The organism is Kitasatospora sp. SUK 42 (genome assembly GCF_015776785.2).
Taxonomy (GTDB): domain Bacteria; phylum Actinomycetota; class Actinomycetes; order Streptomycetales; family Streptomycetaceae; genus Kitasatospora.
In genome coordinates this window covers 308,185-325,208 of the sequence record NZ_LFMD02000007.1, presented here as the reverse complement: position 1 = coordinate 325,208, position 17,024 = coordinate 308,185, and the positions used below count along the sequence as shown (strand labels likewise).

Here is a 17,024-nt window from a genome sequence, read left to right as displayed (position 1 = left end):
CGCCGCCCGCAGTCGCGGGAATGACCGGAGACGTACGAACCCGGTTCCATTCCGATCACTTGAGGACATTTGCCACTATGGACCTGAGAGAGAACTGATCCCGCGGTGGTCCGGTGATGATCCCGCGGCGCGGACCGGGGTACGGACCGCGCTGCGGAAAACAGTGCTATCGATGTCAGTCCTCCCGGGTAACCTCTCGCTGAGATGCGAGATCACACCAACCACACCCGGACGGCGATGAACACCCCCGATCCAGAGCCCCAGGGCGCCCAGGCCGACCAGGAGCTCAGCCCCGCCGAGGCGTACGCGGCCAGCCGTCGCCGGGCCAAGGAGCAGGCCACCGCCCTGCACGGCTTCCAGCAGCTGTACGACTTCCCGCTGGACGACTTCCAGCTGGAGGCCTGCGAGGCGCTGGAGGCCGGCTCGGGCGTCCTGGTCGCCGCCCCCACCGGCTCCGGGAAGACCATCGTCGGCGAGTTCGCCGTGCACCTGGCCCTCCAGGCGGGCCGCAAGTGCTTCTACACCACGCCGATCAAGGCGCTGTCCAACCAGAAGTACGGGGACCTGGTCAAGCGCTACGGCGCCGCCAAGGTCGGCCTGCTCACCGGCGACAACACCGTCAACGGCGACGCCCCCGTGGTGGTCATGACCACCGAGGTGCTGCGCAACATGCTCTACGCGGGCTCCAGCACCCTCGACGGCCTCGGCTACGTGGTGATGGACGAGGTGCACTACCTCGCCGACCGCTTCCGCGGCGCCGTCTGGGAGGAGGTCATCATCCACCTCCCCGAGTCGGTCACCCTCGCCTCTCTCTCCGCGACCGTCTCCAACGCCGAGGAGTTCGGCGACTGGCTGGACACCGTCCGCGGCGGCACCAAGGTGATCGTCTCCGAGACCCGCCCCGTGCCGCTGTGGCAGCACGTGATGGCCGGCAACCGGATGTACGACCTGTTCGCCAACCCGGACCGGGACGGCCGCCCGAAGAACAACCTGAAGAACCCGGGCAAGGCCGTCAACCCCGAGCTGGTCCGGCTCGCCCGCTCCGAACTGGACCGCAACCCGCGCGACCGCTTCGGCCGCGGCCGGGGCCGCTCGATGCCCAACGGCCGTCCCGGCCGGGTCTGGACCCCGGGCCGGGTGGACGTCATCGACCGGCTCGACGCCGAGGGCCTGCTGCCCGCGATCACCTTCATCTTCAGCCGGGCCGGCTGCGAGGCCGCCGTGCAGCAGTGCCTCAGCTCCGGCCTGCGGCTCAACAAGGACTCCGACCGCGCCCTGGTCCGCGCCATCGTTGAGGAGCGCTGCGCCGACATCCCCGACGAGGACCTGCACGTCCTCGGCTACTTCGAGTGGCTGGACGGGCTGGAGCGCGGCATCGCCGCCCACCACGCCGGGATGCTGCCCCGGTTCAAGGAGGTCGTCGAGGAGCTCTTCGTGAAGGGCCTGGTCAAGGCCGTCTTCGCGACCGAGACCCTGGCGCTCGGCATCAACATGCCCGCCCGCTCGGTGGTCATGGAGAAGCTGGTCAAGTGGAACGGCGAGACCCACGCCGACATCACCCCCGGCGAGTACACCCAGCTCACCGGCCGGGCCGGGCGGCGCGGCATCGACGTCGAGGGCCACGCCGTGGTGCTCTGGCAGCGCGGCCTCGACCCGGAGGCGCTGGCCGGCCTGGCCGGCACCCGCACCTACCCGCTCAAGTCCAGCTTCCGGCCCTCCTACAACATGGCCGTCAACCTGGTCGGCCAGTTCGGCCGGCACCGCTCGCGCGAACTGCTGGAGACCTCCTTCGCCCAGTTCCAGGCGGACCGCTCGGTGGTCGGCATCGCCCGCCAGGTGCAGCGCAACGAGGAGGGACTGGACGGCTACCGCGAGTCCATGACCTGCCACCTCGGCGACTTCGACGAGTACATGGAGCTGCGCCGCAGGCTCAAGGACCGTGAGAACGAGCTGGCCCGCGAGGGCACCAGCCAGCGCCGCGCCGCCGCCGTCGAGTCGATCGAGCAGCTCAAGCCGGGCGACGTCATCCACGTGCCCACCGGCAAGTTCGCCGGCCTCGCCCTGGTCCTCGACCCGGGCCTGCCGCCGGTCAACCGCTCCGGCCGGGGCGGCACGCGCCACCCCGACTTCCAGGACGGCCCGCGCCCGGTGGTGCTCACCGCCGAGCGGCAGGTCAAGCGGCTCGCGATGATCGACTTCCCCCACCCGGTCGCCGCGATCGAGCGCGTCCGCATCCCCAAGTCCTTCAACCCGCGCAGCCCGCAGTCCCGGCGCGACCTCGCCTCGGCGCTGCGCACCAAGGCCGGCCACCTGGAGCCCGAGCGGTTCCGGCGCGGCCGCGCGGCCGCCGCCGACGACCCGGAGATCACCCGGCTGCGCACCGAACTGCGCCAGCACCCCTGCCACGGCTGCTCCGACCGCGAGGACCACGCCCGCTGGGCCGAGCGCTACCACCGGCTGCACCGCGACACCGAGCTGCTGGAACGCCGGATGCGCTCGCGCACCCACACCATCGCCCGCACCTTCGACCGGGTCTGCGGGCTGCTCACCGACCTCGGCTACCTGCGCGGGGACACCGTCACCGAGGACGGCAAGCGGCTCGGCCGGCTCTACGGCGAGCTCGACCTGCTCGCCTCCGAGTGCATCCGCGAGGGCGTCTGGAAGGGCCTCGCCGCCGCCGAACTCGCCGCCTGCGCCTCGGCGCTGGTGTACGAGGCCCGCCAGTCCGACGACGCCGGCGCCCCCCGGGTGCCGGAGGGCGCGGCCAAGGAGGCGCTCGGCCGGATGGTCCGGATCTGGGGCCACCTGGACGCCCTGGAGGAGCAGCACCGGATCAACACCGCCGAGGGCGTCGGCCAGCGCGAGCCGGACTTCGGCTTCGCCTGGGCCTCCTACCGCTGGGCGCTCGGCCACAACCTGGACCAGGTGCTGCGCGACGCCGAGATGCCGGCCGGCGACTTCGTCCGCTGGACCAAGCAGCTGATCGACGTCCTTGGCCAGATCCAGGACGCGGCCGGCGAGGACGCCGAACTCCGTAAGACCGCCCGCAAGGCCGTCGACGGCCTCCGCCGCGGCATCATCGCCTACTCCTCGGTGGGCTAGTACGACCCGGAAGGGGCCCGCACGTTCGACGCCGAACGCGCGGGCCCCTTCGCATGCCCGGGAGACCGGCTGGGCGGGAGGCCGCTCAGCTGCCCTGCGGTGAGGCCGGGTGGTCCGGGACGATGTCGAGGACGGCCATCATGCCCTTGTCCTCGTGGTTGAGGATGTGGCAGTGCAGGACGGTCCTGCCGGTGAAGTCGTCGAAGCGGATGCGCAGGACGGCGTTGCCGTTGGCCGGGACGTTGATGGTCTCGTACCAGCGGTGGTCGGGCGGGGTGGGTGTGCCGTTGATGCTCATCAGCTGGAAGTGGTCGGTGTGGACGTGGAAGGAGTGTTCCTCCCCGGTGTTGTTGACGACGCGCCACTCCTCGACGGTGTTCAGCTTCGAGGTGAGGTCGACCCGGTTGGGGTCGAACTGTTCGCCGTTGATGTAGAACTCGGTGCCGGCCGCGTTCTCCGTGTAGACGATGTCGTGCCGGGCGGCGATCGGGGCGTCCGCGAGGTCGTCGTTGTGGGCGAAGCGGACGGGCAGTGTCGCCGGTTCCATCGGTGTGCCCTGGGAGACCACGGTGGCCAGGTCCACCTGGGGGAACTGGTTTCCGTCCGGTCCGGTGTCGTAGGCGAGGGTCTGGAGCGGGGTGGTGCCGGGCGGGCCGCCCTGTACCAGCACGTCGAAGCGGGCGCCGGCCGGAATGACCAGGGAGTCGGCGGCGTAGACGCGTTCGACCGGGTAGCCGTCCTGCGCGATCACGTGGAACGCGCTGCCCGGCAGGTGGAGCTTGTAGTAGATGTTGGCGCCGATGTTGGCCAGTCGCCACAGCTGGGTCTCGCCCGGCCGGATGCGGATGACCGGGTTCTGCTGGCCGTTGACGGTGCGATTGGTCGGTGCGCCGATGCTCAGGTCGTCGGTCTTGACGGAGTCGCCCTCGACCTGGTCGTCCTTGAGCGCGACGATGTGCTCGGTGATGTGCCGCAGTTTGCGGGGCAGGTACCGCTGCAACCCGTCGACGATGATGATGCCCGACTCGCCGCCCGCGACCTGCGCGGCCGAGCGCATGTGCTCGTGGGAGTGGTACCAGTAGGTGCCCGGCGTGATGTCGCCCGGGATGCGGTAGCGGTAGTGGTAGGTCTCACCGGGCTTGATGGCGATGAAGATGTCGTCGGACGGGCTCTTGGGTGACACGTGCAGCCCGTGGACGTGGAGGTTGGTGTCCTCGGACCCGGCGTTCGTCATGGCCAGCTCCACCCGGTCACCCGGGCGGATCCTCAGGGTGGGCGGCATGTAGCGGTCGTTGTACGTCAGCGCGTACAGCTCGCGGTCGCCCACCGCGACCTTGCGTCTGGCGACGACGATCTCCGCCCTGAGCACGCCGTCGTGGCTCACCAGTTCCGGGGGGTCCTGGAGGGGTTGTCCGGGCCCGGCCGTCGGTGACTGCGCGGACGGAGGGACCGGCTGGACGGCCCAGGACACCGGCGTGCCGCCGATGGTGAACGCCAGGGCGAGCGCCAGCCCGGCGGCGAGCCGGGCTGGGACGAAGCGAGGCCGCATGAGGTACGTCTCCATCAGAGAGGCCGCGGAGCGGGGACGAGGACCGGGCCCCTCCATCCCATCCCGGACGTCCACGTGTCGCCCGCCGGAATCGGCCACCCGGCTCATCGGCCACCCGGCTCATCGGCCCTTCTGCTCACCGCCGGTAGGGCGAGGGCCCGCACGTTCGCGTCGAACGTGCGGGCCCTCTCGTCCGGGGGCTCAGCGGGTGGCGAGGACCTCCAGGACGCGGGCCAGGGAGGTGCCGAGACCCCAGCGGGTGGAGAGCTCTTCGAGGGTCATCGGGTCGAGCGGCTCGTGGGGGAGGGCCGGGTCGAAGGCGGGCAGCGGGGCGTCGTCGGCGACGCGGACGACCTTGGGGGCGACGTCGAGGTAGGCGGAGCCCTCGACGATGTTGCGGCGGCGGGCCGGGGTGAGCTTGGAGCCCGTGTCCAGGGCGGCGGCGCGGATGGTCGCGAGGTCGCCGTACTCGTTGATCAGCTGGGCGGCGGTCTTCTCGCCGATGCCCTTGACGCCGGGCAGGCCGTCGGACGGGTCGCCGCGCAGGGCGGCCATGTCGGCGTACTGCGCGCCGCGCACGCCGTACTTCTCCAGCAGGAGCGCGTCGTCGGTGACCTGGAGGTTGCCCATGCCCTTGACGGGATAGAGCACGGTGATCTCCCGGGCGTCGTCGACGAGTTGGAAGAGGTCGCGGTCGCCGGTGACGATCTGCACCGGGCCCTTCGCGCGGGCGGTGAGGGTGCCGATCACGTCGTCCGCCTCGTAGCCGGGGGAGCCGACCCGGGCGATGCCGAGCGCGTCCAGCACCTGCTCGATCACCGGGACCTGCGGGGCGAGCGTGTCGGGCACCTCCTCCTCGCCGTCCTCGGCCGCCTCGGCGACCCGGTGGGTCTTGTACGAGGGGACGAGGTCCACCCGCCACTGCGGGCGCCAGTCGGCGTCCATGCAGGCGACGAGTTCGTCGGGGCGGTGGTCCTGGACCAGCCGGGCGATGAAGTCCAGCAGGCCGCGGACGGCGTTGACCGGCTCACCCTGCGGGGAGCGCAGGGTGTCCGGTACGCCGAAGTAGGCCCGGAAGTACAGGCTGGCGGAGTCGAGCAGCATCAGTCGCGGTGCGGTCACACCTCAGATCATGCCGTACGGCGCCGTCGGAGAGGCCTCAGTGCTCGTGCGGGCCCGCGCGGTGCACCGGGCCGTGCGCGTCGGCGCAGTGCTCGGCGGCGGAGTCGCCCGGGGCGGCGATCTGGAGGAGGGCGCCCGCCTCGTCCTCGCCGACGTGGTCGACCTGGAGCGTGCTGTGGGTGATGCCGTACTCCTCCGCCAGCCGGCGCTGCAGCCCGCGCCGGACGGCGTGGCAGTCGCCGCCGGGGGTGACCAGGATGTGCGCGGACAGGGCCGGCTGGTTGGAGGTGATCTCCCAGATGTGCAGGTCGTGGATCTCCTCGACCAGCGGTTCGGCGACCAGCCGGTCGGCCACGGTGTCCGGGTCGATCCCGGCCGGGGCGGCCTCCAGGAAGATCCGCCCGGAGTCCCGGACCAGCCCGATGCCGGCCTTGAGCATCAGTGCGACGACGATCAGCGAGGCGATGGCGTCGGCGCGGGCGAAGCCGGTGGTCAGCATGACCGCGCCGGCGACGGCGGTGGCGATGAACGCGTACAGGTCGGTGAGCACGTGCTGGAAGGCGCCCTCGACGTTCAGCGAGGTGCGGTTGGCCTTCGACATGCACCAGGTCGCGGCCAGGTTGACCACGATCCCGATCAGCGCGGTGACCAGCACCAGCGAGCCGGTGACCTGCGGCGGCTCGATCAGCCGCCTGACCGCCTCGTAGCCCAGCCAGGCCGACAGCACCAGCAGGGTCACGCCGTTGGCCTGCGCGGAGAGGATCTCGGCGCGCTTGAGCCCGTACGTGTAGCCGCCGCGGGCCGGCCGGGCGGCCAGCCGCATCGCGACCAGGGCCAGCACGATCGAGGCGGCGTCGGTGAGCATGTGCGCCGCGTCGGAGATCAGGGCCAGTGAGCGGGCGGCGAAGCCGACCGCGACCTCGCCGGCCATGAAGACGACGATCAGGGCGAGGGCGCTGACCAGCCAGCGGCGGTCGGCGTCGGCGGCCACGCCGTGCGAGTGGCCCCCGTGCCCGCCGTGGCCCCCGTGTTCGTGCCCGTGGCCGTGCGCGTGCTGTTGGTCATGCGCATGATCATCGTGGGAGTGCTCGTGCCCGGCCATCGAAGCCCTCTCTGGGTGCACGGGTGATTGGTGACGGGATGCGATCGCCCCGCACTCGAAGTGAACCGCAGAATCGACAAAGATCCAAAGGCTGTACTGGTGACCGTTGTCGTTGCCGTTCAGGCGCCCCGCGGGCCCCGTACGGAAGGGTGTGTCGGCGGCCGGACTGCCGCTGGCACAGGACCTGGTCAGGGCCGCGATTCCGGCTCACCTGAACGGGTGAGGTGAATGCCCGGCCCCGTCCGGGCTCAGCGCAGCGCCACCGCGTCCAGGGCCGCCGCGGTGGCCGCCCGGACCAGGGCCTGCATCACCCGCAGATCGTCCCCCTGCTCCGGATGCCACTGCACCCCCACCGTGAACCCCGGCCCCTCCACCGCCTCCACCGTCCCGTCCGGGGCGAGCGCGCTCACCCGCAGCCCCGCCCCCAGCCGGCCCACCCCCTGGTGGTGGAAGGTCGGCACCTCCAGCTCGCTCTCCGGCAGCAGCCCGCCCACCAGCGTCCCCGGCACCGGCCGCACCACGTGCGTCCCGTACTTCCCCGGCGATCCGCCGTGCACGTCCACCGCCACCACGTCCGGCAGGTGCTGCACCAGCGTTCCCCCGCACACCACGTTCAGGATCTGCATGCCCCGGCAGATCCCCAGCACCGGCATGCCCGCCGCCAGCGCGCCCCGCAGCAGCGCCACCTCCCAGGCGTCCCGCTCCGGCGAGTCCACCTCCGTCGCCGGATGCGTCGGCTCCCCGTAGTAGCCGGGGTCGAGGTCCGGCCCGCCCGCGATGACCAGGGCGTCCAGCCGGGCGAGCACCTCGGGCGCGCGCTCGGGGGCGTCGGGCGGCAGCAGGACGGCGATCCCACCGGAGTCCTGGACGTACGCGGTGTACCGCTCCGGCACCAGGGCCACCCGGCGGCCCCGCCAGTCGCTCCAACTCGCGTCCACCAGATAGGTGCTGACACCGATGAAAGGCCTGCGATCCATGGCGCGCATTCTCCTCCCGCACCGTCTGATACACCGTCAACCACGCATGTCGGCGCGCCACACCCGTCCGCCCTCTTCCGCCCCGCGAGCCGCAGGCCGTACGGTTCGCTGTGACCGCTTGATCTCGAAGAGTGATCGAGGAGGAGGGGTTCCGCCATGCCCGAGAACGCCGCCGCGGGCTCGCCGCCCCGGCCGCCGCTGACCCTGGACGAACTGCGCATCCTGGTGGACGCGGGCGAGGTGCACACCGTCGCGCTCTCCTTCACCGACATGCAGGGGCGCCTCCAGGGCAAACGGTTCGCCGCCCGCTTCTTCCTCGACGAGGTGGCCGAGAACGGCGCCGAGGCCTGCGACTACCTGCTGGCCGTGGACGTGGACCAGAACACCGTGGACGGCTACGCCTTCTCCTCCTGGGCCACCGGCTACGGCGACTTCGCGATGCGCCCCGACCTCGCGACCCTGCGGCTGACCCCCTGGCAGCCGGGCACCGCCCAGGTCACCGCCGACCTCGCCCGGCACGGCGGCCACCCGGTGGACGCCGCCCCGCGCCAGCTGCTGCGCCGCCAGATCGAGCGGCTCGCCGAGTACGGCCTGGCCGCGGACATCGGCACCGAGCTGGAGTTCCTCGTCTTCCGCGACACCTACGAGCAGGCCTGGCTCGGCGGTTACCGCGGCCTGACCCCGGCGAACCTCTACAACGTGGACTACTCGATGCTGGGCACCGCCCGGATCGAGCCGCTGCTCTCCCGGATCCGCAACGAGATGGCCGGCGCCGGGCTGACCGTGGAGTCCGCCAAGGGCGAGTGCAACCTCGGCCAGCACGAGATCGCCTTCCGCTACACGGACGCCCTCACCACCTGCGACCAGCACAGCGTCTACAAGACCGGCGCCAAGGAGATCGCCGCCCAACAGGGCTGCGCGCTCACCTTCATGGCCAAGTACGACGAGCGCGAGGGCAACAGCTGCCACATCCACCTGTCGCTGCGCGACGCCGTCGGCGCCCCCGCCTTCGCGGACCGGGACGGCCGGATGACCGACACCATGCGGCACTTCCTGGCCGGACAGCTCGTCGCCCTGCGCGAGTTCGCCCTGCTGTACGCACCCAACATCAACTCGTACAAGCGCTACCGCCCCGGCTCCTTCGCCCCGACCGCCGTCGCCTGGGGCCGGGACAACCGCACCTGCGCCTACCGGGTGGTCGGCCACGGCCCGTCGCTGCGGATGGAGAACCGGGTGCCCGGCGGCGACGTCAACCCGTACCTCGCGGTCGCCGGGATGATCGCGGCCGGCCTGCACGGCCTCCAGCGCAAGCTGGACCTGCCGGCGCCCTGCCTGGGCAACGCCTACGCGGTGGACGAGTACGCCCGGGTGCCCGGATCGCTGCGCGAGGCGGCCGGGTTGTGGGCGGAGAGCGAGCTGGCCCGGACGGCCTTCGGCGACGACGTGGTCGAGCACTACCTGAACATGGCCCGGGTCGAGCAGGCCGCCTACGACGGGGCCGTCACCGACTGGGAGCGCTACCGGTCCTTCGAACGGATGTGAGCCGTGACCGAGCAGACGAACAGCACCGAGCCGCCCGCCGGCACCGTCCGCGACCCCGCCACCGGGCAGGTGCTCGCGACCGTCCCGGACACCACCGCCGAGCAGCTGGACGAGGCCGTCCGGCGCGCCGACAAGGCCCAGGCGGGCTGGGCGGCGCTGGCACCCGGTGAACGCGCCCGGCTGCTGCGCCGGTTCGCCGACCAGGTCGAGGTGCACGTCCCCGAACTGGCCGCCCTGGAGGTCGGCGAGGCCGGGCACACCGTGGGCAACGCCCGCTGGGAGGCCGGCAACGTCCGCGACCTGCTGGAGTACGCGGCCGGGGGAGTGGAGCGGCTGACCGGCCGCCAGATCCCGGTGCCCGGCGGACTGGACGTGACCTTCCACGAACCGGTCGGCACGGTCGGGGTGATCGCGCCCTGGAACTTCCCGATGCCGACCGCCGCACGGAGCTTCGCCCCCGCCCTCGCGGCCGGCAACGCGGTGCTGCTCAAGCCCGCCGAGGAGACCCCGCTGACCGCGCTGCGCCTGGCCGAACTCGCCCTGGCGGCAGGCCTGCCCGAGGGCCTGTTCCAGGTCGTCCCGGGCGCCGGAACCACCACCGGGCGGGCCCTGGTCGACCACCCGGCGGTACGCAAGATCGTCTTCACCGGCTCGACCCTGGTCGGCAAGGAGGTCGCCGCCCGCTGCGCCGCCCGCGTCAAGAGGGTCACCTTGGAACTCGGCGGCAAGAGCCCCAGCGTGGTCTTCGCCGACGCGGACCTGGCCCGCGCCGCCGACCCGATGTCCTTCGCCGACAACAGCGGCCAGGACTGCTGCGCCCGCAGCCGGATCCTGGTCCAGCGCGAGGTGTACGAGGACTTCCTCGCCCTGCTGCTGCCCGCCGTCGAGGCGCTGCGCACCGGTGACCCGGCCGACCCGGCCACCCAGCTCGGCCCGCTGATCTCGGCCGGCCAGGTCCGCCGGGTCGCCTCCTACGTCACCCCCGACCTGCCCGTGCTGGCCCGCGGCGAGGTGCCGGACGGCCCCGGCTACTGGTACCCGCCGACCGTGCTCGCGCCCACCGACCCGGAGTGCCCCGCCGTCACCGAGGAGATCTTCGGCCCGGTCGCCGTCGTCCTGCCGTTCACCGACGAGGCCGACGCGCTGCGCCTGGCCAACGCCACCCGCTACGGCCTGTCCGGCTCGATCTGGACCAGGGACGTCGGTCGGGCGCTGCGCCTGGCCCGGGGCGTACGGGCGGGCAACCTGTCGGTCAACTCCCACTCCTCGGTGCGCTACTGGACGCCCTTCGGCGGCTACGGCGAGTCCGGGGTGGGCCGCGAGCTGGGGCCGGACGCGCTGCGCCACTTCACCGAGACCAAGAACGTCTTCATCCACAGCGAGGAGTGACAGCCCGATGACCGAGCGGGACGAGATGGTCTGCCGCCGCCTGGTCGGCCGCACCGCCGTGGTCACCGGGGCGGGCAGCGGGATCGGCCTGGCCGCCGCCCGTCGGCTCGCGTCGGAGGGCGCGAAGGTGGTCTGCGCGGACCTGGACGAGGAGACCGGGCGCGCCGCCGCCAAGGCGGTCGGCGGGCTGTTCGTGCACACCGACGTCACCGACCCGTACATGGTCGAGGCGCTCTTCGACGAGGCGTACGAGACCTGCGGCAGTGTGGACGTGGCCTTCAACAACGCGGGAATCTCCCCGCCCGAGGACGACTCGATCCTGACCACCGGACTGGAGGCCTGGCGGAAGGTCCAGGAGGTCAACCTGACCTCGGTCTACCTGTGCTGCAAGGCCGCGCTGCCGTACATGCGCCGGCACGGGCGGGGCTCGATCATCAACACCGCCAGCTTCGTGGCCCGGATGGGCGCGGCCACCTCGCAGATCTCGTACACCGCCTCCAAGGGCGGGGTGCTGGCGATGTCCCGCGAGCTGGGCGTGCAGTTCGCCCGGGAGGGGATCCGGGTGAACGCGCTGTCGCCGGGGCCGGTGGACACCCCGCTGCTGCGCGAGCTGTTCGCCGAGGACCCGGAGCGGGCGGCCCGGCGGCTGGTGCACATCCCGCTCGGCCGGTTCGCCCGGGCCGAGGAGATCGCCGCCGCGGTGGCCTTCCTGGCCAGCGACGACTCCTCGTTCATCACCGCGAGCGAGTTCCTGGTGGACGGCGGCATCTCCGGGGCGTACGTCACCCCCCTGTGACGGGCACGGCGGGGTGCGGCGCGGTGCGATGCGGGGTTCGGCGCGCGGTCCGGCGCGGGGTTCTCACTGTAATCTCATCGAAAATCCCCGGAATTCAGGGTCGCGCTGATTTCGCGCTTATCCGGCTGCCTTTAGATTCTCTGCTGTGAGTGAGCAGATTCCCGCCGGGTGGTACCCGGACCCGAAGGACACCGCCGGCGACCCGAGAACCCAGCGCTGGTGGGACGGCAAGGGCTGGACGGCCAGCACCCGGCCCGCACCCTCGGACGCCCCGCAGCCGGAGCCCCCGGCGGCCGGGGCTCCGGGGCCGGGGACGGCGGAGCAGCCCACGGTGCTGGAGGGGGAGGTGCTGGGCGGCGGTTCGACGGTCCGCTACCCGGAGCCGCCGCCCTTCGGTGCCCCCTTCGGCGGGCCCGCCGAGCGGCCGCGCAAGGCCTGGCGCAAGCCCTCCAAGCTGGTGGTGGCCGCCACCGTCGCCGCGCTGCTCGGTCTGGGCGCCGGCTCGGGGATCACCTACCTGGCGATGGACAAGCACGACTCCGGCTCGCAGCGCACCGCCGCCCGGCAGCAGCCGGCGCCGGGCGGCGACGCCGGCCCGTTCGGCGGCTTCCCGGGCCTGGGCGGCGGAAGCGGCGGCAAGGGCGGAAACGGGAACGGCAACGGGAACGGCAGCGGCGGCAACGGGACCGGCAAGCAGCGCCCCGGCGCCGGGAACGCGATCGACCTGGTGAACAAGCTCACCCTGCCCGTCCCCTCCGGCTGGCAGGCCGGCACCACCAGCGACGGCTTCGCGGTGATCACCGTCGGCCAGTACACCTGCCCGGACGGCACCAGCCAGTGCACCCTCGGCGGCGTGACCACCGGCCGGATCGACGGCGGCGGCACGGACGTCCAGGCGGCGGCCAAGGCGGACATCGACAAGGCCGCCAAGGACTCCTACCAGGACATCACCGGGCACGAGGAGCTCAAGTCGGAGGCCGTGAAGGTCAACGGCCAGGACGGCTACCTGGTCCGCTGGAAGGTGAACGCGGCCAAGGGCAACAACGGCTACGTGCAGACCGTGGTCTTCCCGTCCTCCGACGGCAAGGCGCTGGTCGCGGTGCACTTCGGCTTCGACATCGCCGACAAGTCGCCGGACGTCGCCGTGATGGACACCGTCGTCCAGGGCATCACCGACTACAAGGGCAAGGTCCCGGCCATCCCCGGCCTGCCGGACACCGGCGGCGGCAACGGCGGCAACGGCGGCAACGGTGGAACCGGCGGCACCACTGGCACCGGTGGCCCCGGCAGCACCGGCGGCACGGGGACCGAGAACACCTGAGCGCCCGGGCCCGTCGGGAGACGGGCCTCAGCTCCTCACACACGCGGCGACGGCCCGCCCGGAGGACATCCTCCGGGCGGGCCGCCGCCGTTCACTCATCTCCTCGGGGGGAACCACGGGACCGGGACCGGACGGGGGTGGGCCGGCCCGGCCCCGTGTCCGGCGTCAGGAGTCGCTTCGAACAGCCTCGATGCGACGGCGCCGGAGCACCATGCCGGCCCAGCCGACGCCGAGGGCGGCGGCACCGGCCAGCAGCAGCGGACCGGTGGCCGAGGTGCCGGCCACGGCCGCGGAGGTGGTCGGGATCACCTGGCCGGCCGGGGAGTTCGGGTCCCCGCCGTGTCCGTGGTGGGCGACCGTGGACTTGGAGGCGTCGGCGGCGATCTGCGCGTCGCTGGGCGCGGCCGGCGCGGCGAACGAGGAGACGGCCGCGGCACCGGCGGTGGTGGCGGCGCCGAAGTCGACGTCCGAGCAGCTGTAGAACGCCTCCGGGCTGTCGCTGCGCTGCCAGACCGTGTAGAGCACCTGGCGGCCGGTGCGCTGCGGCAGCGTGCCGTTGTAGGTGTAGTACCCGTTGGTGGCGGTGCGGTCGACCTGCACCTGGGCCACCGGGGTCGGGTCGAGGTCCGACCACTTCAGCGGCTTGGTCGGGTCGTAGCTCGGCTTGGTGATGTAGACGGTCTGGGTGCCGACGTGCGGCGCGGTGGTGCGGAACTGGAAGGTGAAGCTGCCGGCCTTGACCGAGGTGGCCGGCCAGTCGGTGCGGGGCCAGTCCAGGGCCGCGTACTTGTCGCGGTTGGCCGAGCAGAGGTGGCCGTCCGGGATCAGGGCCTGGCTGTTGCCGTTGGCGTTGGCGATGTTGACCTCGTTCCAGTCGTAGAGCGGCTGGGTGCCGCTCGCCGCGACGAGGTCCTTGCAGACCTGCGAGACCGGGTGCTCCGGGCCCTCCGCGTAGCAGGCGGCGATCCGGCTGACGGGGTTGGTCATCGTGCCGTGGGCGCTGGCGGTGCCGGCGGTGGCGGTGGCCACCGCGAGGACCGCGGCGCCGACCACGCCGACGGACAGGGCGGTTCGCTTGATGGACATGGGGTGGGGACTCCTTGACCGTCGTTCCGGGCGGGTGTGGGGGAGAGCGGACACGCCTGCCCGTTCGGGGGCCGCCGGCCCGGATCGCGGGCCCCCGGCCGAAGCGTAGGATTGGTCTGGACCAGATGGCAATAGCCGCGTGTGCTGTGCTTGTTGACGGACTGTAGGCCCCGAACAGGGGAAAGGCCCGGCGGAACGTCCGGGTTAGGCGTTCCATCGGGCCCGCTTAAGGCTGGGGAAAGGCCGCGCGAGGATCGCGGCGGCCGCGGAGGTCACGCGGAGGTCAGAGGAAGGTCCTGCCCTCACCCCGGTAGGTCGGGACGGTCCGGACGATCCGGTCGCCCTCGATCAGGTGCAACTCGGCGAAGCGCTCGCACAGTTCGCCCGCCTTGGCGTGCCGGAACCAGACCCGGTCGCCGATCAGCAGGTCGTCGGCGGCCGAGCCGAGCAGTGGGGTCTGCACCTCGCCCGCGCCCTCCATCGGGTCGTAGCGCAGCCCCGGCGGCAGGTACGGCACCGGCGAGCGGTCCGGCCCGGCCGCGCCGGAGGCCGGGTAGCCGCCGCCGAGCACCGTCACCACCCCGACCCCGGGGCGGCGCACCACCGGCTGGCCGAACAGCGCGGCCGGGCGGCCCCGGAAGGAGCGGTAGTCGTCGAACAGCCGTGGCGCGTACAGCCCGGAGCCGGCGGCCACCTCGGTGACGGCGCGCTCGGACACGGTGGACTCCACGCTGCCGGTGCCGCCGCCGTTGACGAACTCCAGCTCGGCCACCTGCCGCAGCCGACGGACCACCGCCGCACGCCGCTCGGCCAGTTCGGCCCGGGACCGGGCCTGCATCAGCCGGATCAGCTGCGAGCGCACCGGCCGCCCCGGCACCCGGTCACCCACCCCGGCGATGTGCCCCTCGTACGCCATCAGGCCCACCACCCGGAAGCCCCGGCGGCGCTGGACGGCCTCGGCGAAGGCGCCCAGCTCCTCGGGGGTGCGCAGCGGCGAGCGCCGGGCGCCCACCCGGACCCGCCCGCCGAGCAGGTGCAGCGCGGTGTCCAGCTCCAGGCAGACCCGCACCTCGGCGTCGCCGGCGCGGGCCCCGTCGATCAGGTCCAGCTGGGCGGGGTCGTCCAGGACGACGGTGACCTCGCGGGCCAGCTCCGGGGCGGCGGTCAGCTCGGCGTAGCCGGCCCGGTCGGTGGACGGGTAGGCGAGCAGGACGTCGCGCACGCCGGTACGGGCCAGCCAGAGCGACTCCGCCAGCGTGAAGCCCATCACCCCGGCGAAGCCGTCCACGGCCAGCACCCGCTCCAGCAGCGCCCGGCAGCGCAGCGACTTGCTGGCCACCCGGATCGGCTTGCCGCCCGCCCGGCGCACCAGGTCGGCGGCGTTGGCGTCGAAGGCGGCGAGGTCCACGACGGCCACCGGCCCGTCCAGGTGGGCGGTGGCCCGGTCGTACCGGTGACGGTCGGAGGCCGGGGCGGGCGCGGGCGCATCGAGGATGACCATGCGCGCAGGGTGCCACAGGGCGCTACCGGTGGGTAGGGCCTGCGCCTCGGATTTTGTCGGATCAGGCCGCGGTGTTGGGGTGCGTGCATCGCAAGGCGGAGGTGGGGGCACCTCCCGGCCGAAGGCTGGGGGCGGAGCCACTGCGGTGGGGGCACCTCCCGGCCGAAGGCTGGGGGCCATTGGCGACCGACGACAACGCGGCGAGGTGCGTGCCCCAACACCGCGGACCCGGCAAGGGTCCGAGGCGCAGGCCCTGAGGGGCGCGTGCGGGGAAATGAGGTGCGAGGTCCACGGTGGCATAGGGTCGGCCGGGTGGACCGCAAAGACTTCTCCAACCCGGCGTTCGTCGGCAAGAGCATCCCGAACCCCGGCTTCTCCGAGGACGACGGCACGGCAGACCCGGCGCTGACCGCGGCCCTCGCCCGCTGGTCGCAGGACCGTACGGCCGAGCCCGAACTGCTGGCGGCGCTGACCCCGACCCGGCTGATGGTGCCGATCGTCGCGATCCTCGGTGAGGTCGAGGTGGACGCGCACGGGCACCGGCACGAGAAGACCAGCGACATGGCCGTCCCGGTGCTGGAGGCCCCGGACGGGCGCCGCGCGCTCCCGGCCTTCACGTCGCTGGAGACGCTCACCCGCTGGCGCGCCGACGCCCGCCCGGCGCCGGTGGCGGCCCCGCAGGCGGCCATGGTGGCGTTCTCCGAGCGCGCCGACACCCTGCTGATCGACCCGGCCGGGCCGGTGAGCTACCAGCTGACCGGGGCCCGGCTGCGGGCGCTCGCGGAGAACCGCCCGTACCTGCCGCCGGTGCTGGACCCGGAGGTGCGCGAGGCGGTCCGGGCGCTGCTGGCGGCCGAGCCGGAGGTGCTCAGCGGGCTGCTGGCGCCCTCGGAGGACTCGGACGGCGTGCTCGCGGTGGTGTTCGACCCGGCGCTCGACCAGTCGGGCCTACAGGCGGCCGCGCAGCGGGTCGGCCAGGCGGTGGCCGCGGACGCGGTGCTGCGGGTGCGGCTGGACCGGGGGCTGGACCTCGCGGTGCTCCCGGCGACCGCGCAGCTGCCGGGGGAGGCGCTGTACCGGCGGTAGGAAGCGATCAGGGGCTCCGGCACACGTGTGCCGGAGCCCCTGTCGCGCGTACCGGATCAGGCGTAGACCGGCCCGGTGAACTTCTCGCCCGGCCCGGTGCCCGGGGCGTCCGGCACCAGCGAGGCCTCGCGGAAGGCGAGCTGGAGCGAGCGCAGCCCGTCCCGCAGCGGGGCGGCGTGGAAGTTGCTGATCTCCGGGGCGCCGGCGGTGACCAGCCCGGCCAGGGCGGTGATCAGCTTGCGGGCCTCGTCCAGGTCCTTGTCCTTCTCGCCGCCCTCGGCGAGGCCGCACTTGACCGCGGCCGCGCTCATCAGGTGCACCGCCACGGTGGTGATCACCTCGACGGCCGGGACCTCGGCGATGTCGCGGGTGAGGTCGTCGAAGCCGATCGCGTCGTCGTCCGCGCCGGGGTTCTGGGTGGGCTCGCTGCTCAAGAGGGGCTCGTTCCGTC

General features: G+C 73.0%; 13 protein-coding genes. 6 read left to right on the top strand and 7 right to left on the bottom strand.

What is annotated here, in order from left to right; genetic code table 11:
• Positions 1 to 237: 237 nt before the first annotated feature.
• Positions 238 to 3,102 carry an RNA helicase gene (locus RZ50_RS23135; RefSeq protein WP_196946849.1) on the top strand — a complete coding sequence of 955 codons (2,865 nt, stop codon included), beginning with the start codon at positions 238 to 240 and terminating at the stop codon, positions 3,100 to 3,102.
• Between the two features lie 85 nt (positions 3,103 to 3,187).
• Here RZ50_RS23135 and RZ50_RS23130 read toward each other — a convergent pair whose 3' ends face one another.
• From RZ50_RS23130 to RZ50_RS23115, 4 genes are all read right to left on the bottom strand, one after another.
• The gene (locus tag RZ50_RS23130) at positions 3,188 to 4,651 is read right to left on the bottom strand and encodes a multicopper oxidase family protein (RefSeq protein ID WP_254803023.1); all 1,464 of its coding nucleotides are present in this window, start codon (positions 4,649 to 4,651) and stop codon (positions 3,188 to 3,190) included.
• Positions 4,652 to 4,852: 201 nt separating this feature from the next.
• Positions 4,853 to 5,755 (bottom strand): 5'-3' exonuclease, encoded by a 903-nt coding sequence (locus RZ50_RS23125; RefSeq protein WP_196946850.1) that lies wholly within the window; start codon positions 5,753 to 5,755, stop codon positions 4,853 to 4,855.
• Between the two features lie 55 nt (positions 5,756 to 5,810).
• Complete coding sequence (locus RZ50_RS23120; protein WP_196946809.1) at positions 5,811 to 6,875, bottom strand: cation diffusion facilitator family transporter; 1,065 nt, start codon at positions 6,873 to 6,875, stop codon at positions 5,811 to 5,813.
• A 248-nt stretch (positions 6,876 to 7,123) separates the two neighbouring features.
• Positions 7,124 to 7,852 (bottom strand): gamma-glutamyl-gamma-aminobutyrate hydrolase family protein, encoded by a 729-nt coding sequence (locus RZ50_RS23115; protein WP_196946810.1) that lies wholly within the window; start codon positions 7,850 to 7,852, stop codon positions 7,124 to 7,126.
• 156 nt (positions 7,853 to 8,008) lie between these two features.
• Between RZ50_RS23115 and RZ50_RS23110 the strand changes: the two genes are divergently transcribed.
• The 4 genes from RZ50_RS23110 to RZ50_RS23095 all read left to right on the top strand — a co-directional run bounded on the left by RZ50_RS23110 (position 8,009) and on the right by RZ50_RS23095 (position 12,900).
• Positions 8,009 to 9,394 carry a glutamine synthetase family protein gene (locus RZ50_RS23110; RefSeq protein ID WP_196946811.1) on the top strand — a complete coding sequence of 462 codons (1,386 nt, stop codon included), beginning with the start codon at positions 8,009 to 8,011 and terminating at the stop codon, positions 9,392 to 9,394.
• 3 nt (positions 9,395 to 9,397) lie between these two features.
• A complete protein-coding gene (locus tag RZ50_RS23105; RefSeq protein ID WP_196946812.1) occupies positions 9,398 to 10,783 on the top strand; it encodes an aldehyde dehydrogenase in 1,386 nt (461 codons plus the stop codon).
• A gap of 7 nt (positions 10,784 to 10,790) precedes the next feature.
• Positions 10,791 to 11,579: a 3-oxoacyl-ACP reductase gene (locus tag RZ50_RS23100; RefSeq protein ID WP_196946813.1), complete on the top strand. Its 789-nt coding sequence runs from the start codon at positions 10,791 to 10,793 to the stop codon at positions 11,577 to 11,579.
• A gap of 145 nt (positions 11,580 to 11,724) precedes the next feature.
• Positions 11,725 to 12,900 carry a DUF2510 domain-containing protein gene (locus tag RZ50_RS23095; RefSeq protein WP_196946814.1) on the top strand — a complete coding sequence of 392 codons (1,176 nt, stop codon included), beginning with the start codon at positions 11,725 to 11,727 and terminating at the stop codon, positions 12,898 to 12,900.
• 165 nt (positions 12,901 to 13,065) lie between these two features.
• Here RZ50_RS23095 and RZ50_RS23090 read toward each other — a convergent pair whose 3' ends face one another.
• Both RZ50_RS23090 and RZ50_RS23085 read right to left on the bottom strand, forming a co-directional pair.
• Positions 13,066 to 13,986: a lytic polysaccharide monooxygenase gene (locus RZ50_RS23090; RefSeq protein WP_196946815.1), complete on the bottom strand. Its 921-nt coding sequence runs from the start codon at positions 13,984 to 13,986 to the stop codon at positions 13,066 to 13,068.
• A gap of 283 nt (positions 13,987 to 14,269) precedes the next feature.
• Positions 14,270 to 15,487 (bottom strand): alanine racemase, encoded by a 1,218-nt coding sequence (locus tag RZ50_RS23085; protein WP_196946816.1) that lies wholly within the window; start codon positions 15,485 to 15,487, stop codon positions 14,270 to 14,272.
• A gap of 312 nt (positions 15,488 to 15,799) precedes the next feature.
• Between RZ50_RS23085 and RZ50_RS23080 the strand changes: the two genes are divergently transcribed.
• On the top strand, positions 15,800 to 16,573 hold the full coding sequence (locus tag RZ50_RS23080; RefSeq protein ID WP_196946817.1) for an SseB family protein: 774 nt from the start codon (positions 15,800 to 15,802) through the stop codon (positions 16,571 to 16,573).
• Positions 16,574 to 16,629: 56 nt separating this feature from the next.
• On the opposite strand, the gene RZ50_RS23075 is transcribed toward RZ50_RS23080, so the two are convergent.
• Positions 16,630 to 17,007: a DUF1844 domain-containing protein gene (locus RZ50_RS23075; RefSeq protein WP_196946818.1), complete on the bottom strand. Its 378-nt coding sequence runs from the start codon at positions 17,005 to 17,007 to the stop codon at positions 16,630 to 16,632.
• Between the last annotated feature and the right edge of the window lie 17 nt (positions 17,008 to 17,024).